At 46.0% G+C, this 22,141-nt stretch carries 20 protein-coding genes, 1 tRNA gene and 1 pseudogene; 1 reads left to right on the forward strand and 21 read right to left on the reverse strand.

Annotated features, from left to right (window positions below; all coding sequences use genetic code 11):
- Positions 1-122: 122 nt before the first annotated feature.
- The 12 genes and pseudogenes from E0698_RS10335 to ilvB all read right to left on the reverse strand — a co-directional run bounded on the left by E0698_RS10335 (position 123) and on the right by ilvB (position 12,610).
- Positions 123-320, reverse strand: coding sequence for a hypothetical protein (locus tag E0698_RS10335; RefSeq protein ID WP_192511591.1), 198 nt, complete (start codon positions 318-320; stop codon positions 123-125).
- Positions 310-474 (reverse strand): annotated as a pseudogene (locus tag E0698_RS10340) (pectate lyase family protein); the annotation flags it as partial. The gene E0698_RS10335 and the pseudogene E0698_RS10340, both read right to left, overlap by 11 nt.
- Before the next feature lie 185 nt (positions 475-659).
- Positions 660-730: transfer RNA gene (locus E0698_RS10345), tRNA-Gly, on the reverse strand.
- A 107-nt stretch (positions 731-837) separates the two neighbouring features.
- Complete coding sequence (locus E0698_RS10350; RefSeq protein ID WP_192511492.1) at positions 838-2,964, reverse strand: putative bifunctional diguanylate cyclase/phosphodiesterase; 2,127 nt, start codon at positions 2,962-2,964, stop codon at positions 838-840.
- Positions 2,965-3,305: 341 nt separating this feature from the next.
- Positions 3,306-4,409 (reverse strand): ATP-binding protein, encoded by a 1,104-nt coding sequence (locus E0698_RS10355; RefSeq protein ID WP_134910565.1) that lies wholly within the window; start codon positions 4,407-4,409, stop codon positions 3,306-3,308.
- Between the two features lie 341 nt (positions 4,410-4,750).
- Entirely contained in the window at positions 4,751-5,167 is a 417-nt protein-coding gene (locus E0698_RS10360) for a hypothetical protein (RefSeq protein WP_007429530.1), read from the reverse strand.
- 266 nt (positions 5,168-5,433) lie between these two features.
- A complete protein-coding gene (locus tag E0698_RS10365; protein WP_014280569.1) occupies positions 5,434-5,973 on the reverse strand; it encodes a peroxiredoxin in 540 nt (179 codons plus the stop codon).
- A 301-nt stretch (positions 5,974-6,274) separates the two neighbouring features.
- Positions 6,275-7,351, reverse strand: coding sequence for a 3-isopropylmalate dehydrogenase (gene leuB / locus E0698_RS10370; protein ID WP_044646662.1), 1,077 nt, complete (start codon positions 7,349-7,351; stop codon positions 6,275-6,277).
- Positions 7,352-7,555: 204 nt separating this feature from the next.
- Complete coding sequence (locus tag E0698_RS10375; protein WP_192511493.1) at positions 7,556-9,097, reverse strand: 2-isopropylmalate synthase; 1,542 nt, start codon at positions 9,095-9,097, stop codon at positions 7,556-7,558.
- A gap of 124 nt (positions 9,098-9,221) precedes the next feature.
- Complete coding sequence (gene ilvC / locus E0698_RS10380; protein WP_014280566.1) at positions 9,222-10,214, reverse strand: ketol-acid reductoisomerase; 993 nt, start codon at positions 10,212-10,214, stop codon at positions 9,222-9,224.
- 163 nt (positions 10,215-10,377) lie between these two features.
- Complete coding sequence (gene ilvN, locus E0698_RS10385; protein ID WP_134910568.1) at positions 10,378-10,863, reverse strand: acetolactate synthase small subunit; 486 nt, start codon at positions 10,861-10,863, stop codon at positions 10,378-10,380.
- Position 10,864: 1 nt separating this feature from the next.
- Positions 10,865-12,610, reverse strand: coding sequence for a biosynthetic-type acetolactate synthase large subunit (ilvB, locus tag E0698_RS10390; protein WP_134910569.1), 1,746 nt, complete (start codon positions 12,608-12,610; stop codon positions 10,865-10,867).
- Between the two features lie 618 nt (positions 12,611-13,228).
- Here ilvB and E0698_RS10395 point away from each other — a divergent pair.
- Complete coding sequence (locus E0698_RS10395; RefSeq protein WP_192511494.1) at positions 13,229-13,669, forward strand: GNAT family N-acetyltransferase; 441 nt, start codon at positions 13,229-13,231, stop codon at positions 13,667-13,669.
- A 34-nt stretch (positions 13,670-13,703) separates the two neighbouring features.
- Here the strand turns inward: E0698_RS10395 and E0698_RS10400 are convergent, their stop codons facing one another.
- The 9 genes from E0698_RS10400 to E0698_RS10440 form a co-directional block, all read right to left on the reverse strand.
- Positions 13,704-14,054 carry a hypothetical protein gene (locus E0698_RS10400; protein WP_192511495.1) on the reverse strand — a complete coding sequence of 117 codons (351 nt, stop codon included), beginning with the start codon at positions 14,052-14,054 and terminating at the stop codon, positions 13,704-13,706.
- Between the two features lie 265 nt (positions 14,055-14,319).
- Positions 14,320-15,279 carry an ABC transporter permease gene (locus E0698_RS10405; protein WP_044646668.1) on the reverse strand — a complete coding sequence of 320 codons (960 nt, stop codon included), beginning with the start codon at positions 15,277-15,279 and terminating at the stop codon, positions 14,320-14,322.
- Position 15,280: 1 nt separating this feature from the next.
- Positions 15,281-16,360 carry an ABC transporter permease gene (locus E0698_RS10410; RefSeq protein ID WP_192511496.1) on the reverse strand — a complete coding sequence of 360 codons (1,080 nt, stop codon included), beginning with the start codon at positions 16,358-16,360 and terminating at the stop codon, positions 15,281-15,283.
- Positions 16,353-17,891, reverse strand: coding sequence for an ABC transporter ATP-binding protein (locus E0698_RS10415; protein WP_192511497.1), 1,539 nt, complete (start codon positions 17,889-17,891; stop codon positions 16,353-16,355). Before E0698_RS10415 ends, E0698_RS10410 begins: the two co-directional genes overlap by 8 nt.
- 141 nt (positions 17,892-18,032) lie before the next feature.
- Positions 18,033-19,070, reverse strand: coding sequence for a BMP family lipoprotein (locus tag E0698_RS10420; protein WP_044646671.1), 1,038 nt, complete (start codon positions 19,068-19,070; stop codon positions 18,033-18,035).
- Between the two features lie 377 nt (positions 19,071-19,447).
- Positions 19,448-19,807 carry a 50S ribosomal protein L20 gene (gene rplT / locus E0698_RS10425; protein WP_044646672.1) on the reverse strand — a complete coding sequence of 120 codons (360 nt, stop codon included), beginning with the start codon at positions 19,805-19,807 and terminating at the stop codon, positions 19,448-19,450.
- Positions 19,808-19,859: 52 nt separating this feature from the next.
- A complete protein-coding gene (rpmI, locus tag E0698_RS10430) occupies positions 19,860-20,060 on the reverse strand; it encodes a 50S ribosomal protein L35 (protein ID WP_013309379.1) in 201 nt (66 codons plus the stop codon).
- Positions 20,061-20,080: 20 nt separating this feature from the next.
- Entirely contained in the window at positions 20,081-20,578 is a 498-nt protein-coding gene (gene infC, locus E0698_RS10435) for a translation initiation factor IF-3 (protein ID WP_134910574.1), read from the reverse strand.
- A gap of 319 nt (positions 20,579-20,897) precedes the next feature.
- Positions 20,898-22,136, reverse strand: coding sequence for a glycosyltransferase family 2 protein (locus tag E0698_RS10440; protein WP_134910575.1), 1,239 nt, complete (start codon positions 22,134-22,136; stop codon positions 20,898-20,900).
- Positions 22,137-22,141 lie beyond the last annotated feature (5 nt).

A 22,141-nucleotide genomic window follows, 5' to 3' on the forward strand; every position in this document is an offset into this window, starting at 1 on the left:
TGCATACAAGGAATATAGAATGACTGCTATGAATCGTTTCAGAACATACGTTTGTGAGAAAGAGAACCGTAAACGGAGAAAAGCATAATCCCGTTACGGAGCAAACGTATACGTCCCAAACCTCATTTCAGACACACTTCTCCCGTTGCAGCATACAGCCGCCTGCCAGTAACTGTGCAGTTTATGGGGAAAATCAGTGTGCTTACTTCATCGGACGTATAGTTACCTTCCTTTTCACGGAATACTTGCTTGCAGCCAGTATAGCAGATCAGAACGTATTTGCAAATCCATTGTGCATCAAAATTATTTGTTTTTAACATGGAAATATCCATATCTCATAAGCCCGGGCCCGCGAACTTGCAAATTTTCAAAATAATTATTGGCGATAGTGATATGAGGTAAGCCATCGTAGCTTTTATTGCCATCATCAGGATAACCCAGAATGAGGCCATACTTATGATTAGCAAATTTGGATGCCCCCGGTTAATAGTGTAAAAATAGTTCGTAAGAACGCAAACAAGCCTGGACACCCGATTTGCATCCCGGCTAATCTATATGTAATCCAATTGCCCCATTTAAAAAGGAGTCTGTCATACGTCGAGCTATGGGCAAAAATAAAAACCCCTGCGCCGCAAGGGTTTCGAGCATTTTTACGGCAAAGCGGGTGATGGGAATCGAACCCACGCTATCAGCTTGGAAGGCTGAAGTTCTACCATTGAACTACACCCGCACTTTAGAAAATCTCAATTCTTATATATGACACAATCAAACTGTTGTCAACCAGCAGAATCAGGATGTTATCTAGTATAACTTACCTGCCTGTAAATTGCAAGCAAACTACATACCATCCTGCACCAGCCAATTCATAGGTTTGCGCAAAAACAAGTTTTCAAAGGATTCCGCCGGAATGGGCCGACTGAAATAATAGCCTTGTCCCTCATGGCAATCCTGAGCCTGTAAAAATTGGAGCTGACCCTCATTTTCCACTCCTTCAGCCGTAACCTTCAGCTTCAAATGGTGGGCCATGGAGGCAATGGTCGACACAATAGCCGCATTTTTGCTGTCGACCAGCACCTCATTGACAAAGGAACGGTCAATTTTAAGACGGTCAATCGGAAGATTTTTCAAATAATGCAACGAGCTATAGCCTGTTCCAAAATCGTCGATGCTGATTGCGACACCAATAGCTTTTATTTTTTTCAGTTGCTCAAAGGCTCGATCCTTATCAAAAGTCATACTCTCTGTAATCTCCAGCTCCAGATAACACGGTTCCAGTTCCGTATAGGTCAAAATGCCACGAATCACATCCACCAGCTTTTTTTGCTGAAATTGGCGCATGGATAGATTCACCGATATCGGAATCGGCTGGTATCCGGCCTTCTGCCAGCGCTTGTTTTGCAGGCACGCTTCCCGTAGCACCCATTCCCCCAAAGGCACGATCAGGCCGCTTTCTTCGGCCACCGGAATAAAATCTCCCGGCATCACCATTCCGCGATGAGGATGATTCCAACGCACCAGTGCCTCCAAGCTCGTCAGTTCACCGCTTTGCAAATGAACACGCGGTTGATACACCAGTGAAAATTCCTCATTTTCGAGCGCGCGCCGCAAATCATTTTCCAATTGGAGCCTTTCCTGCGCCCGCATCTGCATGCCACTGGTATACCGCTGAAAATTCACTCCCTGCTCCTTGGCATTATGAACAGCGGTATCCGCGTGCTGAATGAGCTGCTCACCCTGAGTGGCATCCAGTGGGTACAAAGCTATTCCCATACTCACCATAACATGATAATATTCACCATTAATATCAAAAGGCTGCTCAAATAACTTTACCATATCATCAATACGATTTTTCATGGCATCTATATCCTTGTAGCCCGTGAGAAGAAACGCAAACTCATCTCCGCCCATGCTGAAAACATCCTCGCCTTCACGGCAAAAATGCTCCAAGCGTTCGCCTACAACATAGAGCAAATAATTCCCTGCCGTATGCCCCAGCGAATCGTTAATGGTTTTGAATCGGTCAATATTCAGTATTAAAAGAGTTGCGGTTTCATCGGGTTTTAATGAATTGCGCAGAGATTGCTCGAGACGTTGTGAAAGACGCCGACGATTCGGCAGCCCTGTGATATCGTCATAATAGGCTATGTAATTAAATTCAGATTCTGCCGCCTTCTTTTCCTGGTATGGAACAAGGACCATTAGCCGAACCAATCCGCTCAGCAGATCATAGAATGCAATAGCACTCATCAAAAGTCCCATAAGGTGATTTATATCACTCATTTGCCGGGAGGACAAATAAAACAACTGGCTCACGATACACAGCCCAATCCCGCGAAGCATAAGCAACATACCAAATTCCGCTGGGAGATGTCGGGAATATTTTCGTGCACCTAAAATAAAATTGGATACAAGCAGAAACAGGATAACCCAGTTCAAGATCCTCTCGTGACTTATACGCAGATCCGGTAAGTGCGACTCGTATATCTGAATGGTCCCGAGGATCAGCAAAGTAAAACATATCCCTATCCATAAAGCGGTTTTCTTGTATCCTGATTCGGCTTTTCTAAAAGGGAGGGAGCAAATGACTATAAGCATAATAGAGGTGAAGACACGGTTCACATAAAGAAGCCACAGCGAAATATCCGGAGACAAAACAAAGTCCGTCAGGCTAACAAAACTAAACGAGACGATATGAACAAGGTAAAGCAGACCAGCCACCAGAAATGTGGGCGCGATGAGAAGTCTCTGCCAGGATAACTGCTCCAGCAAAACCGACCAGGATTGATAAAAAATAGAGAAACAGATCGCCGCACAGACGAATCCTGCAATGGGGTATAGCAAGAAAAAAACATTATGGGAGTATAGCTTATTCAAAGTTACATGAAATAACTGAACCAAAACAAACAGAACTAGCGCAGCAATACCGATGCCTATCGTTTTCTTTACTTCCAGCCGTGTACTCATTCAGCCTCTTCAGCCCCCTGCATATCGGAAATTCCGATCATCTAAGACGTTTGACAGCTTTGGAAGCCGTTTTTTAAGTCTTTAGTATCAAAAATAAATACGGATTATGGTACATAATAACATTTAATCTGTGAAAGGTGAATCATTTTTTAGTCTTATATTCATTATTTCATTTTCGTATTTACGCAAATAAATAAGCTTACAGAACCAAAAAAGCGCATCATCTCTTCAGATCATGCGCTCTATCCGGTCTTTTTCAAATGAGTGATACCTATGCCCCAGTTCTGTACAACACAAAAGAATCAGTACCTACTACATCCCTTTGTGAAAGTCCCAGAACACTAAACTACAGGAAGCGTGATTTTAAACTGTGTCCCCTTTCCATGTGTACTGTCTACATGAATAAAGCCCCCGTGATTTTTGATGATCCGATAGCTCACTGCCAGTCCCAAGCCGGTACCACTTTCTTTCGTTGTAAAAAATGGATCAAATAAACGTGATAATGTATTGTGATCCATTCCCAAACCGTTATCTTCAATGCAAATATGAACATACGAACCTTCCAGCACCGTATGGATATCAATGCATCCCTCACGGTCTTCTCCGATACCTTCGATGGCATCCATTGCATTTTTGATCATATTGAGAATGACCTGCTTAATTTGCTTTACATCAATGGAAACCTTCATGAGCGTACTATTTTCATCCAGCGCGATCTGGCAACCCTTCATCAGCGCCTCGCTTTCGGTCAGCATCACAACCTCTTTCAGCAGACCCATCACAGGTACAGCGGTTTTTTGCGGAGCTGAAGGCTTGGACGAATTCAGAAACTCATAAATAATGTCATTCGCGCGATCTATCTCTGTCAAAATAATACGAGCATACTCATCTCTTCCCAGTTCCACCAGATGCGGCCGCAGTAATTGAATAAAGCCCCGGATGGCGGTAAGCGGGTTACGGATTTCATGAGCAATCGAGGCGGAAATGCGTCCTAACATCGCGAGCTTGTCATTTTGATACGCCGTCTGCTCAATTTGCTTATAATCCGACACATCCTTGACACTGAACAAAAAATCGCCATCCATCTGATCCCCGTAGGTCACCGTAATCAACCAATGCCGGCCATACTCATCAATCAATTCATGATAGCGCTTTCTATGAAAGATGGTCTCTTTGTATATTCGCATAATTTTCTTCTTCTTAAATCGGCTTAACTCGGGATGATGCAAAATTTGCATCAAGTTGCGACCTGCCAGCGAACTACGCGGCAGTTCCAGCAGTTTGGCCATTTGCACGTTAATAAAGGTCAGTACCCCGTCACTGTCAAACAGCATGATACCACTATCCAGGTTCTCCAGCACATTTTCATACTTGTTATTGGCGATCTGTGTGGAAGGACAAGCTCCCACGGTATCAAGCAAGGCCTCTTGGAATTCACTGATCATGCCAGGCTTCCCCCTTGTTTCGGAATGATAAACTGGCCGTATCGGACGCTTAACATTATTGAAGAAGAGAAAGACATCATCTATCGACTACCCTTCAACGGTTAGAAAACAGATTCATAAAATTCCGACCATCTCTGTCCAATTGAGAGTCTAATTTTATGATAGACAAGACTTAGGATTCCAGTCAACCGGAAAAAGTGTCGAATTCACATTTTTATCCTGTTTTCTTTCGTCATAATATCTGCGCAACATTACCAAAAACGAAATAATAAGTTAGGAATAAGCGCCCTACACACCAAAAAAGCTCTCCAGGTGTGAGAGCTTCTTTGGTGTGTAGGATGTCAACTGCCGCTCTTATTATGCTGAAGCCGAGAGCGTCTCTGGCTCATAACAGCCAGTCTTCTCTTGAGCTCTCCCTGCCATTTTTCATCGTTCATCTGTTTAGCTACCATCAATAAATCCAGGGACATGTCAATTTGGCGCTTCACAATTTCAAACGCATCTTCACTCTCCCGATTCACACAATTCTCAAATATTGTATCATCATCTTCCATGACGTAGTCCTGAAAATCAATCTCGCTTGCCCCGTCTCCATGTGCATACTCAGCCAAAATTTCATACTCATTCTCGACTTTATAATGGACCTCAATGCGACGACATACCGGGCAAAACAGCAAAGGAACATTATGGACTTGGGTGCGGTAATGCTTCAGCGTTCCCTTGGTTCCTACCATGCTTGCTCCACAGCAATAACTCATCCGGGCTCAGCCTCCTCTGAACAAAACCTGTTCTGCCTTGTTTATCCTCTATGTTACCTTATTCGCTTTCACCAGTTGAAATTCCTCCAAAACACAGTAACATTTCCACAATTATTTCTTATTTCACCCTGCACTGTTCACTTCAAACACACATAATCATAGACTCTTTTCCTGCATAGCATAGGCAAGCAAGCCCCCAATGTCGGTAAAAAAACCGCTTGTTGGGGGCTTGCAAGTTTAATGTTCAACTTCTTCTAAAGCTTATATTACAGGTTTTTGTCGCCTGGTTTCCAGTTCATTGCGCACAAGCCGCCGGATTGCAAAGCTTGTAGTACACGCAATGTTTCTTCTACACTACGACCTACGTCGTTGTGGTTAACCACTTGATATTTCAATTCGCCTTCAGGATCAATGATGAACAAGCCGCGCAATGCAACTCCTTCTTCTTCGATCAGAACGCCATAATCGCTTGCTGTTTTTTTAGTGATATCAGAAGCCAACGGGAAGTTCAGTTTGCCCAATCCGTTGTTTTCTTTAGCTGTGTTGATCCATGCTTTGTGGCTGTGCACGGAGTCTACACTGATACCCAGAATTTCAGTATCCAGCTCTTTAAATTGGTCAGCAGCATCGCTCAATGCTGTGATTTCTGTTGGGCACACAAAAGTGAAATCCAGTGGATAGAAGAAGAATACGAGCCATTTGCCACGGTAATCGGAAAGCTTCACCGAACCAAATTCTTGACCGTCTCCAGTCACTGTTTCCAATGCAAAATCAGGTGCGGGTCTTCCTACCAATCTTTCTGCCATAATATGAAATCCTCCTTTTAAAATATGTAAGAAAAACATCAAATGTGTTTTCCTCAATCATCTGTATTGTATTAAAACAACCTACTTGATAAATGTTATCATTCGCAGAAATCAAAGTCAATATTGTAACCATTACTTTTTTAGAATTACTTTAAACTAGCTTTTAAAAATTCACAATTTATACACATTCATCAGGTTGTACACTTCCGGATATAACAGCAGCCCCTGATGGCTCAGGAGCTGCTGTATCATGCACTTGCTGTATAATCAGCTACCTTATTTCAAGGAAGCTGCTAAGCTTTTATCGAATAGCCGCTGCGATCAAATCACCCATTTGTGTTGTCGAGATGGCCTTGGATTTATCCACCGCGATATCGGCTGTGCGATGTCCGGCATCCAGTACCTCTGCTACCGCCTTCTCAATGGCGTCAGCAGCTTTCTCATATCCGAAAGTCATACGGAACATTAAAGCAACGGAAAGGATCGTAGCAATCGGATTAGCAAGTCCTTGACCCGCAATGTCCGGTGCTGAGCCGTGAACCGGCTCGTACAGACCGAAGCTGCCTTCTCCGAGAGAAGCAGAGGACAGCATACCGATGGAACCAGTCAGCATAGCCGCTTCGTCACTAAGGATATCGCCGAACATATTTTCCGTCACGATGACGTCAAAGCTGGACGGGCGACGCAGCAATTGCATTGCGCAGTTATCAACCAGTACATGCTCCAGCTCAACATCCGGATAGTCCACGGCGACCCGGTTAACCACTTCGCGCCACAAACGGGAAGTTTCCAGCACATTGGCCTTGTCGACTGATGCAAGCTTTTTGCGACGCTTCTGTGCAATTTCGAAAGATTGGCGAACAATACGCTCCACTTCCGTTACATTATATGCGCATGTATCGACAGCTTCCTCACCCTGCGGGCTTTCACGTCTGAACTTCTCACCGAAGTAGATGCCACCTGTCAGCTCGCGCACAACGATCAGATCCGTACCTTCCAGCACTTCAGGTTTCAGTGTCGATGCGTCCTTGAGACAATCGAAGACGACAGCCGGACGAAGATTGGAGAACAGGCCCAGCTCTTTGCGTATACCCAGCAGCCCTGTTTCAGGGCGAAGCTCCTTCGGATTGTTATCCCACTTGGGACCACCTACGGCTCCCAACAGTACGGCATCTGCAGATTGGCAGACAGCCAGCGTTTCTTGCGGCAATGGTGTACCCTTCTCATCAATGGCAATTCCACCGAACAGTGCATGCTCCGTTTCAAATGAATGACCAAACACTTCCTCCGTACGCTTCAAAATTTTCTCTGCCTCAGCGACCACTTCCGGGCCGATTCCGTCCCCAGCTATTACCGCAATCTTTTTCACGTCTGCCATCACGTACACTCCTCTTGTTTTACAGCCTTACGGGCGTATTATTTATACCTTCTTTGTAACATACATGACAGGGCTTTGACCAAGATATAGAATCTATCAATTTAATAGGCTTAGCCTATAAGCTAAAAATCTGTAGTAAGACAAAACAAAACAGGACCGGAAATACCCGATCCTGTAAACTCCAAATTGCTTGATTTGCAATCCTTAGAACTTGTAATCTACACGATTGCTATAGGTTTTACGCTTGTCGATCAAGCCATTCAATGCATCCACATAAGCGCGGGCACTTGCTTCCAGAATGTCAGTGCTTACCCCACGTCCCTGTACAGACAGATCGTTTTGGGTCAACACGACATGCACTTCACCCAGAGCATCCTTACCTTGGGTAACAGACTTGATCGAGTAATCCGAAAGAACGACTGCCTCTCTGCTGGCTTGGTCAATCGCATTGTAAATCGCATCGACCGAACCGTTCCCTTCAGCTTCCGTCTCAATAACCTGACCTTCGTCGGTAACCAGACGTACCTTGGCGGAAGGTGTAGCCTCGTTGCCATAGGTTACGAAAATCGTTTCCAGCTTGAAGACTTCCGGTGAATCGGCCAGTTTTTCTTCCAGCAACGCCAGAATATCATCATCCGATACTTCTTTCTTCCTGTCAGCCAAATCCTTGAACTGTCCGAAAGAGCGGTTCAACTCCTCTTCGCTCAATTCGTAGCCCAGTTCGATCAAACGTTCGCGGAAAGCATGGCGACCGGAATGCTTGCCCAGTACCAGCTTGCTTTCCTTCAGACCAATACTTTCCGGCGTCATGATTTCGTAGGTCGTTTTTTCCTTCAACATGCCATCCTGGTGAATACCCGATTCATGCGCAAAAGCATTCGCTCCAACAATCGCCTTGTTGCCTGGCACGACCATACCCGTCAGACGGCTGACCAACCGGCTCGTACGTGCAATCTCGGACAGTTGCAGAGACGTTTTGGCCTGGAAAAATTCCTGTCTCGTCTCCAGCGCCATTGCAATTTCCTCAATAGCGGTATTTCCGGCACGTTCACCGATACCGTTAATGGTACCCTCAATCTGATCCGCCCCGTTCAGGATCGCAGCCAGTGTATTCGCCGTAGCCATTCCCAGGTCGTTGTGGCAATGTGCGCTCAATTGAATCTTTTCCACACCAACCACATTTTCCTTAATATGCTTGAAAATGTTGCCGTATTCATAAGGGGTCAAGTAACCCACGGTATCTGGAATATTGACGACAGACGCGCCTTCCTGTACAGCCATGGTGACCATTTCCACTACAAAATCAAGCTCTGTACGACCTGCATCCTCCAGGGAAAACTCTACCTTGGGCAAATATTTTAACCCGTAACGAATGGCTGAACGGGCAGTCTCCAATACCTGTGCCTTCTCCATCCGCAGCTTATGCTGACGGTGAATCGGAGAAGTTGCCAAAAAGATATGGATACATGGGTCCTGAGCTCCCTTAAGTGCCTCGCGGACCGCATCAATATCCTGTTCCCTCGCACGCGAAAGACCAATAACCGTCGAATTTTTGACAGCCTTGGCGACTGCATTGACAGCAGCCAGGTCACCCGGAGAAGCAGCCGGAAAGCCAGCTTCCATACGGTCGATACCCAGCTTTTCCAACTGGTAGGCGATCTCTACTTTCTCGCGGGTATTCAAGTTCACACCAGGTGACTGTTCTCCGTCTCTCAACGTTGTGTCAAATATATATATTTTGCGCAACGCAACGCACCTCCCTTAGGATAGAAGCATTAAATTACAATGCGGCTCACGCAATAAGCAGGGCCGCATTGTAAGATTACCTTATAAATGAATCATGTTTTCGAACTCGTTTTACAAAAAGATCTTATTTTTTGATCCAGTGCATCATTTCGCGCAATTGTCCGCCCACCACTTCAATCGGATGGTTAGCTTCATTACGGCGAGTAGCCGTCAGGAATGCACGTCCGGATTGATTTTCAAGGATAAAGTCACGAGCAAATTTACCTTGTTGAATGTCAGTCAATACGTCTTTCATTGCTTTCTTCGTATCTTCTGTTACGATACGTGGTCCAGTTACATAGTCGCCATATTCCGCTGTGTTACTGATGGAATCGCGCATTGTTGCCAATCCGCCTTCATACATCAGGTCAACGATCAGCTTAAGCTCATGCAAACATTCGAAGTAAGCCATTTCAGGAGCATATCCTGCTTCAGTCAACGTTTCAAAACCTGCTTTAACGAGTGCGCTCACGCCGCCACACAATACCGCTTGCTCACCGAACAGATCCGTTTCCGTTTCTTCACGGAAGGAGGTTTCGATCACGCCTGCACGTGTACAGCCAATACCCTTGGCATAAGCAAGACCGATTTCTTTCGCTTGACCTGTTGCATCCTGCTCGATTGCGATCAGACCCGGTACGCCAAAGCCTTCTACATAGGTACGACGTACCATATGTCCTGGGGATTTTGGAGCAACCAGCAATACATCGCTATCTTTAGGAGCAACGATTTGTCCGAAATGAACGTTGAAACCATGGGAGAATAAAAGAGCTGCGCCTTTTTTCAGGTTAGGTTCAATTTCATTTTTGTACACAGAAGCTTGTGTTTCATCCGGCAACAAAATTTGAACCACATCTGCACGGCTCGTTGCATCAGCCACGTTCAGAACTTCAAAACCGTCGTTTCTTGCAACATCTGCTGATTTACCTTCACGCAAACCGATAACAACATTCAGACCACTGTCACGCAAGTTTTGTGCTTGAGCATGTCCTTGGCTACCGTAACCGATAACGGCAACCGTTTTTCCTTTCAATACGCTGAGCTCTGCATCTTTTTCGTAGTACGTTGTAACTGCCATGGTTAATTTCCTCCTTTTAATTGGACCCTTCATAATGAGCGGGTACTCCAAGAGACTCTGCCTCGTTACCAAAACTTGAAAATCTCTTCGAGCCCCCGCTCTTATGAGGGCGGTTCTTTATTGATGTAATGCGCTATAAGCGGTAATTCGTTAAAGCTCCGTATTAAGCATTGCCACGTATCATGGCTGTAACCCCGGTTCGGGTCAGCTCACGAATACCGTAAGGCTTCAATAACTCGATCATGGCATCAATTTTTTCGGTATCACCAATGACCTGAACAATCAAGCTCGTCGTTCCAACATCAACTACGGCTGCTCTGAACGTTTCCACGACGCCCATAATTTCTGGCCGCTGAGGTGGTTCTGCCTTCACCTTAATCATCGCCAACTCCCGCGCAACCATCGGCTTGGAGCTAAGATCAATAACCTTGATTACATCAACCAGCTTGTAAAGCTGCTTCTCGATCTGCTCGAGATTGTTCTTATCTCCTATGGTCACAATGACCATACGGGATAATCCAGCTTCCTCCGATTGACCCACGGTAATGCTCTCAATGTTAAAACCACGGCGACCAAACAGGCCGGACACACGCTGCAAAACGCCGGGATGATCATTTACCAGTACAGCAATGGTATTTTTAATCGTCATTTTACTCGTCCCCCATCAGCATTTGATCAATCGTCGAACCTTGCATCACCATCGGATATACATTCTCTTCCTTGCTGACCACAAACTCGACAACGACCGGTCCGGGTGTATCAAGCGCCTCCTGCCAAGCCCGACGTGCCTCTTCCTTATTCGTAGCACGCAGTCCTTTTACGCCGTATGCTTCAGCCAGTTTCACAAAATCCGGGCTTCCGGCCAGATCAATATGGCTATAGCGATTGTCATAGATCAATTCCTGCCATTGTCGAACCATCCCCAGCACCTGATTGTTGATGATTACGATTTTGACCGGGATGTTATTGATTGCACAAATGGCCAACTCCTGCGAACACATCTGCATACCGCCGTCTCCGTTAATGGAAATAACCAGTCTGTCGGGATTCGCCATCTGAGCGCCGATCGCGGAAGGGAAACCAAATCCCATCGTACCTAGTCCACCGGATGTTACCCATGAGCGCGGCTGATTGAATTTATAATACTGCGCCGCCCACATTTGATGCTGACCCACGTCCGTCGTTACGATTGCGCCGCCTTTGGTCGTTTCATCCAGCAACTCGACAACCCATTGTGGCTTAAGCACTGTATCCGAATCCTTATAAGAATAAGGCTTCTCATTTTTCCATTGTTGAATTTGCGCTCTCCATGCATCCGCTCGATTCGCGCGTTTCACATCCTGATTCAGCAATTCCAGTACCGCTTTCACATCGCCTACAATCGGAATGTCTGTCGGTACGTTTTTACCGATTTCAGCAGGATCGATATCAATATGGACGATTTTGGCGTGAGGAGCAAAGCCGTCCAGCTTGCCTGTCACCCGGTCATCAAAGCGGGCACCGATACAGATTAGCAAATCCGACTGTTGAATCGCCAGATTGGAGGTGTACGTTCCGTGCATCCCCGGCATTCCCGTCCACAGTTCATGACCACTTGGGAAACCGCCCAATCCCAGCAATGTTGTCGTAATCGGAATTTCCGTTTTGCGAACAAACTCGTAAAGTGCCTCATGTCCGCCGGAGTATACAACCCCGCCACCTGCCAGAATAAATGGGCGTTCCGCTTCAGCAATAGCCTGAGTCAGCTTGTCTAGCTGAATTTTGTTTGGTAATACTTTCGGGTTATAACCTCGCATGGTCACAGGTCCCGTTTGCGGAACAAAAAGCGTTTGGGCTGCCGATATATCCTTCGGAATATCAATCAGTACCGGACCCTTGCGGCCCGTGTTGGCAATATGGAACGCCTCATGAATGATTCGCGGCAGATCCTCTACATCTCTTACCAGATAGCTGTGCTTCGTAATCGGCATCGTGATTCCCGTGATATCGGCTTCCTGGAAAGCGTCCGTGCCGATCAGGGAAGATACAACGTTACCCGTGATGACCACTAACGGCACCGAATCCATAAAAGCCGTCGCAATGCCGGTTACCAGGTTGGTTGCTCCAGGTCCGGAAGTCGCGATACAGACGCCGACTTTACCGCTGGCACGTGCGTAACCATCTGCCGCATGAATGGCTCCCTGCTCGTGACGGGTGAGGACATGCTTGAAATCCTCAAAGCCGTACATGGCATCATAAATGTAAAGCACTGCACCACCAGGGTATCCGAAGACACAATCTACTCCCTCCAGCAACAGGCTACGGAGCAAAATTTCCGAACCTGTAATCACTTCAGGTTTCATCCACTTTTCACGTAATTCATCGGTTGACCGAACTTCAGGAATTTGTGCACTCATTGGTCATCCTCCTTCACAAAATTTACATACATCTGACATTTGTAAAAACAAAAAAACCTTCCATCCCTAGAACAGACTTGCTGTTACTGAGGGACGAAAGGCTGTAGCTTCCGTGGTACCACCCGTATTTGCCCGATATTTCGCAATATCGAACCTTGGCAGGTACAGAAATCACAAAGGATCTCCATATCTGGCGTCTGTAACGTAGACCGTACGATTTTCCCTAATAGGTGATTCAGCGCACCGCTAAATATCATCGAGCGGGCCCAAATACTTTTCAGGAAAACAGCTCCAAGGTGAGCTCGTTAAAAAGGGATTTTGGTGAAGCTTGCAGCTAATGCCTCACTCTCTGAACAAAAGAGCCCTAATCACTTCGTCCTTTTCATTGCCGTTGAGTTCATGTCATTCTTTCAAATGTTTAGACACATTATATGTCCCCCATCTGGGATAGTCAATACCCAGATTTCATAAAAATTTATGTTTTTTCTCCGGGGTACCTCTGAGTCGCACGCTTCCATGAGGTATCCGCATATTATAAAAAAGACCACACGGCGAGACTGTGCGCACCTCCAAAGCTGCGTCTTGCCTTGCTAAAAGGGTGGAAAAGGAGGCCCGCTTATGATCCGCAAACGCAGCGCTCAGGATGACCGCATGATCCTTCGACTGATCGAGCAAGAGCTTGTTCCCCTATCGCATTTAAGCGCACAAGAAATGGATCAAATTCGTAAAGAATTACCCCGGCGCTTAAACCGGGGCATCACTTTTGTCGCTTGCAGGCCGGATAATGCGCAGCCTGTCGGCTTCATTCATGTCATGCTGCATGGAGAGCTGCTGTATATTGATTTGATTGCAATCTCTTCGTCTCATCAAGGCCAGCGCTACGGAAAAAAATTGCTGGAGCATGCCGAGCAATACGGATGTCTACGACGCTGCAAGCGGGCAAAAGTCATGGTAGACGAAGACAATATCCGTGGAATCCGCTTTTATCTGCGTAACCATTATCAAATGCTACGATACGTCTCCCTAAGCAGATGCCATGAACTTGAAAAGGCATTGTGAAAGAGTGCCTCCTACAGCTCATCATTCCAATATCCTAGAACAAATTGGGGTAAAACGGATAACCTTCTCCGGGGTATCCTCCATCTGTATATGGGCCGTACTGAGGTCCACCGTATCCCGGCCCCACATAACCTGGTCCGTAGCCGCCATAACCACCACCATAACCACCAACGTAAGGAGCTGTGCCGATGGCAAGCAAATCGAACAGCACCAAGGGAATAATTGCCTTTGTCTTTACTTTTTTCTTGCGATTGGGCTGAAGAATCAGTCGGTTACCCGAAATGCGAATCAGCTTGCCGCTGACCTGGGAACCATCCTTGCGAGTAGCCAGAATGACTTTGCCGACAAGCTTCTCCACCTGCTTTCTGGTTACTGCCTGTTTCATCGTATTTCCTCCTTCTTTCTCAACGGATGGACAGATTGAACGGCTCCTTGATAGCTCACCGCCACCACAAAACGACTGGAGCTGATAGGGGCCGAGCGTTCGTCCAATCTGCATAGCACAGTCTATTCCATCCATGCCAGAAGCGTATGTTTGAATGCCTGCACAACCTAAAAAAATCCGGCACCTGCGAATGCAGATACCGGATTTGCGAACAAATGCAATTTTCAGATTTCAAGACAAACAGCTTTTAACTGTTCCTGTAAAATTAGCGCTTGCTTGGATCATAGAGCTGACCCAAAGCAGCGGGAGCACGCGAGCGCCCTACAGCCACTACCAGCACAATAATCGTCAGGAGATACGGCAGCATAAAAATAATTTCCTGGGGAATACTTTGCGACCATGCGAACAACTGCACATAGTTGCGAATAGCCTGAGAAAAGCCAAAAAACACAGCTGCGCCAAAAGCGCCGAGCGGGTTCCATTTTCCGAAAATCATAGCGGCAATGGCAATATATCCTTGACCAGATACCGTATTATGCGAAAACATATTTGTCGTCGTCAAGGTGATCGTAGCTCCGCCAATACCAGCCAACGCGCCGCTGATCATGACCCCGATATAACGCAGGCGATTTACCTTGATACCAACGGTATCCGCAGCGCCCGGATGCTCTCCCACAGAACGCAAACGCAAGCCGAACGGCGTTTTATACAATGTAAAATATCCAATAATGACTAATAATATGGCCAAATAGGTCGTTGGATAGGCTTGGAAAAAGGCTTTTCCTAAAATCGGAATATCTACTAGATAGGGAATGGATATTTCGCTAAACCCCTGAATTCGCCCAGTATCGCCATCACCCTCAAATAAAAGCTTAACCATGTACAGCGTACTGCCTGCCGCCAAAAAGTTGATAACAATCCCGCTAATGACCTGATCGGCTTTAAACGTAATCGAGGCTACAGCATGAATCAGCGAAACCAGAATGCCGAATACCGCCGCCGACAGCACACCTACCCAAGCGGCAGAGGTTCCCCCCAGCCCTGCTTGTTCCGCATAAAATCCGCCTACACCCGCCGCAAACGCCCCGAACACCATAAGACCTTCCAGCCCGAGGTTCGTCACACCGGATTTTTCCGAAAAAACTCCGCCGAGAGACGCAAATATAATCGCCGTCGCAAAAACGAGCGTTGTATGGATTAATTCACCAAGTGTTAACCAACTCATTTTACAACACCTTCTCTTTCTTCCGCTTGGAGTAGAGCGGCTTCACAACCCAACGTACAATTCCCTGGGCTGCAATAAAGAAAATAATCGAGCCGATGACAATCCGAATAATTTCGGGCGGCACATCCGCGCTAAAGCTCATCCCCGCAGAACCATACGTAAGCGTTCCGAACAAAACAGAGCCAAGCAGCACACCGAACGGATTATTCATCCCAATGAGCGCCACCGCGATACCATCAAAGCCGGTTCCCGGCGATCCTGCCATGACGGATTGATAATGGAATACCCCCAGCACTTCAAAGGCACCCGCCAGTCCGGCAAAAACACCACTAATGAACATCGCTTTTACGATGTTGCGATTCACATTCATACCTGCATAGCGGGATGCGTCCTGATTAAATCCGACAGCACGCAACTCGTAGCCCTGCTTGGTTTTCCACATGAAAATATAGAAAAATACCGCCGCTAGCACAGCAATGACCGTCCCCCAATGAACCCGGGCATTTCCCATCATCTGTGACAGCCATTCAATCGAAATCGAAGCGGAAGGCTGAATATCCACGGAACGATTTTCACCCTGCAGGAGTGCAAAATGGTTAATCACCAGGTTAGCCAAATACAGACCAATCCAGTTCATCATAATACAGGTGATAACCTCATTAACGCCACGCTTGGCCTTCAAATAGCCAGCAATTGCAGCCCATAGACCACCGAATACCGCCCCAGCAATGATCGCCAGCGGCGCATGTATAATAGCAGGCAGTCCATGCAGCTTGATGCCCACAATCGAAGCAGCCGTCATACCCACCAGAAATTGACCTTCACCGCCGATGTTAAACAATCCGGCACGAGCCGCAAAAGCAAATGCCAATCCCGTCAAAATCAGTGGAGTCATTTCACGGATAGCCTCACCAAAGTTGTATGAGTCTCCGTACACACGGCTAAATAGTGCAGAATACGCCACAATGGGATCGTAGCCGCCAATCAGCATCACGACAGCACCCAGAAGAAGACCCAAAATAATAGAGACCAGCGCCAGAACAAAGGAGTCTTTTGTAAATATTTTCAATAGGTTAGCCATTCTCTGCTCCTTTCTTCACTGCACTTCCGGCCATCATCAGTCCCAATTCCTGATCATTCGTTTCTTCCGGCAGCACTTCCCCAACAATCTTGCCTTCATAAATGACAGCAATTCGGTCGGATACATTCATAATTTCATCCAGCTCAAAGGAAATGAGCAATACTGCTTTACCTTGATCCCGCTGGGCAATCAGTTGTTTCTGGACAAACTCAATCGCTCCAACATCCAACCCACGTGTAGGCTGGGCCGCAATGAGCAGGTCTGGGTTTTTATCGATTTCACGCGCAATGATTGCCTTTTGCTGATTACCGCCGGATAACGCTCTTGCCTTGGTATAAATATCCGGTGTTCTCACATCAAATTTCTCAATGAGACTTTTCGCCTGCTTATCAATAGCCTCTTTGTTCAAAAAGCCGTTTTTACTGTAAGGAGCCTGATAGTACGTCTCCAGAACCATGTTTTCGCTCATGGAAAAATCGAGTACCAACCCGTGCTTATGCCGGTCCTCCGGGATATGCGAAACGCCTGCCTCTGAAATTTTACGTGGCGACTGATTCGTCATTTCTTGTCCGAGCAATCGGATGTGCCCGCCATCAACCTTACGTAAACCAGTCAAAGCTTCAATCAGCTCACTCTGTCCATTGCCATCTACTCCGGCGATTCCTAAAATCTCACCTGCCTTGACTTGCAGGTTCAGCTCATTCAGAACACTAATACCATCCTTGTTTTTAGAGACCACATGGCTCATTTCCAGGACGGTTTGTCCCGGCTTCGCAGGCTGCTTGTCCACTTTAAAGGACACACGGCGGCCTACCATTTTCTCCGCCAGATCATTTGGAGTCGTTTCCGATGTCTTGACCGTATCAATGACCTGACCCCGGCGAATAATCGTAACTGTATCTGCAATTTGCATGATTTCTTTAAGTTTATGAGTGATAAGAATAATGGACTTGCCTTCAGCTACCAGACGCTTCATAATGTCCAGCAGCTCAATGATTTCCTGTGGAGTCAACACCGCTGTTGGCTCGTCGAAAATCAGGATATCTGCGCCACGGTAGAGCGTTTTGATAATTTCCACACGCTGCTGCATGCCGACAGATATATCTTCAATTTTAGCATTCGGATTCACCTGAAGGCCGTACTGCTCAGACAACCGCTGTACTTCGGCAGCAGCCTTTTTATAATTGATTTTCAGACCTTTGCGTGGCTCCGAGCCCAGGACAATATTTTCGGTGACAGTAAACGGCTGCACAAGCTTAAAATGCTGATGCACCATGCCAATACCCAGATCAATCGCCCTATTTGGGCTATCAATCTGTACTGGTTTCCCACCGATTTCTATCGATCCTTCATCCGGCTGATACAGTCCGAAAAGAATATTCATAAGCGTAGATTTACCCGCACCATTCTCACCCAAAAGGGCATGAATTTCTCCCTTTTGCAGCTTGATGCTGATGGAGTCGTTGGCAACGATGCCGGGGAATCGTTTTGTAATTTGCTTTAACTCAACGACGGGGGTCGCTGCATCCATGAGATCACCCTTATACACTTTATAGTATGTGCTCCAATGAGCTGATTGACCGTTATGATCTGTATAACTCCAGACGTAAGAACAAGGCTAGTCTTGTGAACCAGCCTTGTCGCCACCTTTATTTATCTTGCAAGCCAAATCTTATTTCGAAGGAACTGTAATTTCGCCCTTAATAATTTTTTGCTTGTATTGTTCTACGAGATCAAGCACGTCTTTAGGAACGTTTTTACTGGATGTATCCGCCAAGCCGATTCCGTTGTCTTTTAGAGCCAGCGTTTCGATACCGCCCTTAAATTTACCGTCGATGACTTCCTGGGATACGCGTTTTACGGCTTCATCCACACGTTTGACCATTGAAGTCAACGTTACGTCGTCACCAAACTCAAGCGATTGGTCTTTGTCTACACCAATAACCCATACTTGCTGACCTTGTTGCTTCCGTGCGAGCGCTTCGTTAAATACGCCTGTACCTGATCCGCCAGCTGCGTGGAAAATAATGTCCGCACCGCTGTTGTAGATCGTTGCAGCCGCCGCTTTACCCAGATCCGGCTTATCAAACGCACCTGTGTAGTTTACTTCCAATTTTGCATTTGGATTTACTGCTTTAATACCCGCTTCGAAGCCTTTTTCAAAACGTTTGATCAGCGGGCTATCTTGTCCACCCACAAAACCGATTTTGTTTGTTTTGGTGAGTTTACCAGCTACAACTCCCACCAGGAAGGAACCTTCATTTTCAGCAAAAACAACCGATTTTACATTAGGCGCATCTACGACACTATCGATGATCGCCAGATTTTTGTCCGGGTTGTCTTTCGCTACTTGTCCAATCGCATTCGCCAGATTAAAACCAATACCCCAAGTCAGGTTAAAACCGCCCTTAACAAATTGGTTCAGGTTAGGAATATAATCTTGATCCGATTTACTTTGCAGGTATTTAGCCTTGGTACCTGTTTCTTTTTCAATGGCTTGCAATGCTTCCCATGCAGATTGGTTAAACGATTTGTCATTTACTCCACCCACATCTGTAACCATGCCGATTTGGACATTCGATGTTTTGGCAGAACCACCTGTATCTCCGCCACTTGCGTTGGACGCGCCTTGATTTTTGTTACCGCAGCCTGCGAGAATGACTGAGATCGCTAGCAGCATAACCAAAGACATACTGAACATTTTCTTCATGCTGATACTGTTCCCCCTTAGTGTTAGATCCCTGGACTGTCTCTTTTCTCTGAAAATGGACACGTCATACATGCCATTTACTGTCGAGACAGATCGTACAGAAGACTTACTTTAGAGATTATACAATTATGATCGACTAAAATCTAGATGATTAATAACCTTGGGTCAATTTTTTTTGAAATCCTATCAATGTAAGCGCTACACCTATTGCAAAATCCATACATTCTGTCATCATACGTCATGTTTATTCGTATTTTGAATAATTTGGACTTTTTTCATTTCGTTAAGTATGTACAAAAAAAGGCATCCCTACACAGCATACTGCTCGGGATACCTTTTCAACCACTTTCGCGGTTTCCACGCCTTCATTTCAATAATTAAGCGTTGATTTTGCCTTTAGCAACAATTGCCAAAGAGTTGAACGCATTGATATCGTTGACTGCAAGATCAGCCAAGATTTTGCGGTTAATGTCCACACCAGCCAATTTCAGGCCGTGCATCAATTTGCTGTAAGACAAACCGTTCAAACGAGCTGCTGCGTTGATACGCACGATCCACAGTCTGCGGAAGTTACGTTTCGTCTGACGACGGTCACGGTATGCGTAAACAAGCGATTTCATTACCTGCTCGTTAGCTGTTTTAAAAATGCGGTGTTTGGAACCAAAATAACCTTTAGCAAGCTTCAATACTTTTTTATGACGACGACGAACGACGAATCCGCCCTTTACTCTTGCCATATCAAAAGACCTCCCAAATAATGTTTATGCTTAATTCATTGCCGTGCTTGTGCTATTTCAGGTTAGCAAGGCCTTGTTTCAGACGCTTAACGTCCCCAGGTGCCATCTCAGGGTTAGTACCCAGAACGCGTTTTGCACGTTTGGATTTGTGGGAAAGCAAGTGGTTTTTGTAAGCTTTGTAACGCATTACTTTACCAGTACCAGTAATCTTGAAGCGGCCTTTAAGGCTGCTATGTGTTTTCATTTTAGGCATTGAACTTCCTCCTTAATTTGTCATTGACTCTTTGGAGCCAATATCATAATCATGCTGCGTCCTTCGAGCTTGGGTTGGCGCTCCACGGTACAAAGATCAGCAACTTCCAATTTCACACGTTCGAGAATTTTTTGACCCACATTAGCATGGGTAATTTCACGACCGCGGAAACGAACGGAGCATTTCACCTTGTCCCCTTCATTCAGGAACTTCACCACATTGCGAAACTTGGTTTGGTAGTCATTCTCCTCGATGTTGGAACGGAACCATACCTCTTTGATGTCAACGATCTTCTGGTTTTTACGGGCTTCCTTTTCTTTCTTCTGTTGCTCATAGCGGAATTTACCGTAATCCATAATCCGACACACGGGCGGCTTCGCTTGAGGCGCCACGTTCACGAGATCCAAGTTTGCGTCAATCGCCATTTGCAAAGCTTCACGCGTCGGTGTAATCCCGATTTGTTCCCCGTTCGCACCAACTAGACGTACTTCTCTCACCCGAATCTCATCATTGATCATATGTTCCTTACTAATAACCCTCCACCTCCAGAACCTGTTATTGTTGTATTGTGTTAAAGCACAAAAAAAGGGATGACGACTATACAGCCGACATCCCTGTCTGATACTCAATTCATCATGAAAGTTCAATTCACAAATCATTGGATCAAGACCAGCCGGCAATACCGGACAGGTGAGAAGTCGGACCTTCTACTTGTTAATCCATACTTTTCATTTAACATACTTGAACATCATATCACGCAACTCTCCAGAGTGTCAACACATTTATTCAAAACGGTCGACACTTGGGGTCTGCGATACACTAAATTCCTAATCCGTATTAGCCCTGCTTGCTTTGAACTTCTTCCAGCCGAACGACACGCGTATGCTGGGTGTGGCTCCATTGCTTGTTGTTTTGCGTAAAGAACGCATAGAACGTAATCGGATACCACGAAATCAGATAGACAGGGAACAGCAGCAAATAAAGATATACTTTTTTGAACGTGACCTTCTCCAGAATCATCGCGATCACAAAGGTTGAAATATTCAACCCAACTGCTATAACACCGGTCCAGGCCGGAAATTGCACATAGATATTTTCGATATTAGGTCCCCCGAAGAACGCAATATCCACCCACATCGCTACTGTCATCAAGAAGGTAAGCAGTACGATATACACATTCAGACCATAGAGAGCCATATCGAATTTAATCAGACTTCTATGCTTGATGCTCTGCCACAGCAGTGGGAAGAAATAACGGCGAGCGACTGTAAAGTGACCCTGCATCCACCGCAGACGTTGTCTGGAGGAAGCTTTAAAAGTCAACGGCTTCTCGTCATATACCTTGGCATCATAATTAAATCTTGGATATACGTTGCGTTGTGTGCAGCGCATGGTGAACTCCAAATCCTCTACCAGACTCGTCGCACCCCAACCCATTTCCTTGAGCAGATTCGTTTCAAAGCACATGCCTGTACCACCAAGGAAGTTAGCCATGTTCAGGTTGTGACGTGACAACTGCCACAAACGGTTGATGTACCAGTAAGATACCCCGTATGCAGCAGTAATCCATGAATCCTCAGGATTCTTCGTATCAATGTATCCCTGAATAACACGGGCACCTGTGCACAAATCGTTGTTCATTTCACTCAAGAAATTCGTATGTGCCAAATTGTCAGCATCAAACATGACAATCGCATCATATTGACGTGGCATAGCCCACAACTCCTTGAGCATCCACTCAATGGCATAGCCTTTACCACGCAAATTCGGATTCGTACGTTCACAAGCATTCATGCCGTGAGCGCGAACGATGTCCGCCGTCTTGTCCGTGCAGTTATCACAAATAACGAATACATCGTACAGTTCCTTTGGATAATCAAGTTGCTTCAAGTTCTCCATCAATGCTCCAACAACCTGTTCCTCGTTGTGGGCAGCGACCAAAATGGCAAATGATTTTTCCGGAGCTGCATGCTCTTTTCTTTTTTTGCGAACCAGACCGAACAAGGAGAATGCGAACTGATAGGCCGCGATCAGCGCCAGTATAATCTGGAACGTCACGAAAATGGCGTCTAACATAATCT

This window comes from Paenibacillus sp. 23TSA30-6 (assembly GCF_014858585.1).
GTDB lineage: Bacteria > Bacillota > Bacilli > Paenibacillales > Paenibacillaceae > Paenibacillus.

Coding starts and splice junctions, on each gene's coding strand:
- E0698_RS10335 (WP_192511591.1), bottom strand. CDS start 320: ATGTTAAAAACAAATAATTTTGATGCACAATGGATTTGCAAATACGTT.
- E0698_RS10350 (WP_192511492.1), bottom strand. CDS start 2,964: ATGAGTACACGGCTGGAAGTAAAGAAAACGATAGGCATCGGTATTGCT.
- E0698_RS10355 (WP_134910565.1), bottom strand. CDS start 4,409: ATGATCAGTGAATTCCAAGAGGCCTTGCTTGATACCGTGGGAGCTTGT.
- E0698_RS10360 (WP_007429530.1), bottom strand. CDS start 5,167: ATGAGTTATTGCTGTGGAGCAAGCATGGTAGGAACCAAGGGAACGCTG.
- E0698_RS10365 (WP_014280569.1), bottom strand. CDS start 5,973: ATGGCAGAAAGATTGGTAGGAAGACCCGCACCTGATTTTGCATTGGAA.
- leuB (WP_044646662.1), bottom strand. CDS start 7,351: ATGGCAGACGTGAAAAAGATTGCGGTAATAGCTGGGGACGGAATCGGC.
- ilvC (WP_014280566.1), bottom strand. CDS start 10,214: ATGGCAGTTACAACGTACTACGAAAAAGATGCAGAGCTCAGCGTATTG.
- ilvN (WP_134910568.1), bottom strand. CDS start 10,863: ATGACGATTAAAAATACCATTGCTGTACTGGTAAATGATCATCCCGGC.
- ilvB (WP_134910569.1), bottom strand. CDS start 12,610: ATGAGTGCACAAATTCCTGAAGTTCGGTCAACCGATGAATTACGTGAA.
- E0698_RS10395 (WP_192511494.1), top strand. CDS start 13,229: ATGATCCGCAAACGCAGCGCTCAGGATGACCGCATGATCCTTCGACTG.
- E0698_RS10400 (WP_192511495.1), bottom strand. CDS start 14,054: ATGAAACAGGCAGTAACCAGAAAGCAGGTGGAGAAGCTTGTCGGCAAA.
- E0698_RS10405 (WP_044646668.1), bottom strand. CDS start 15,279: ATGAGTTGGTTAACACTTGGTGAATTAATCCATACAACGCTCGTTTTT.
- E0698_RS10410 (WP_192511496.1), bottom strand. CDS start 16,360: ATGGCTAACCTATTGAAAATATTTACAAAAGACTCCTTTGTTCTGGCG.
- E0698_RS10415 (WP_192511497.1), bottom strand. CDS start 17,891: ATGGATGCAGCGACCCCCGTCGTTGAGTTAAAGCAAATTACAAAACGA.
- E0698_RS10420 (WP_044646671.1), bottom strand. CDS start 19,070: ATGAAGAAAATGTTCAGTATGTCTTTGGTTATGCTGCTAGCGATCTCA.
- rplT (WP_044646672.1), bottom strand. CDS start 19,807: ATGGCAAGAGTAAAGGGCGGATTCGTCGTTCGTCGTCGTCATAAAAAA.
- rpmI (WP_013309379.1), bottom strand. CDS start 20,060: ATGCCTAAAATGAAAACACATAGCAGCCTTAAAGGCCGCTTCAAGATT.
- infC (WP_134910574.1), bottom strand. CDS start 20,578: ATGATCAATGATGAGATTCGGGTGAGAGAAGTACGTCTAGTTGGTGCG.
- E0698_RS10440 (WP_134910575.1), bottom strand. CDS start 22,136: ATGTTAGACGCCATTTTCGTGACGTTCCAGATTATACTGGCGCTGATC.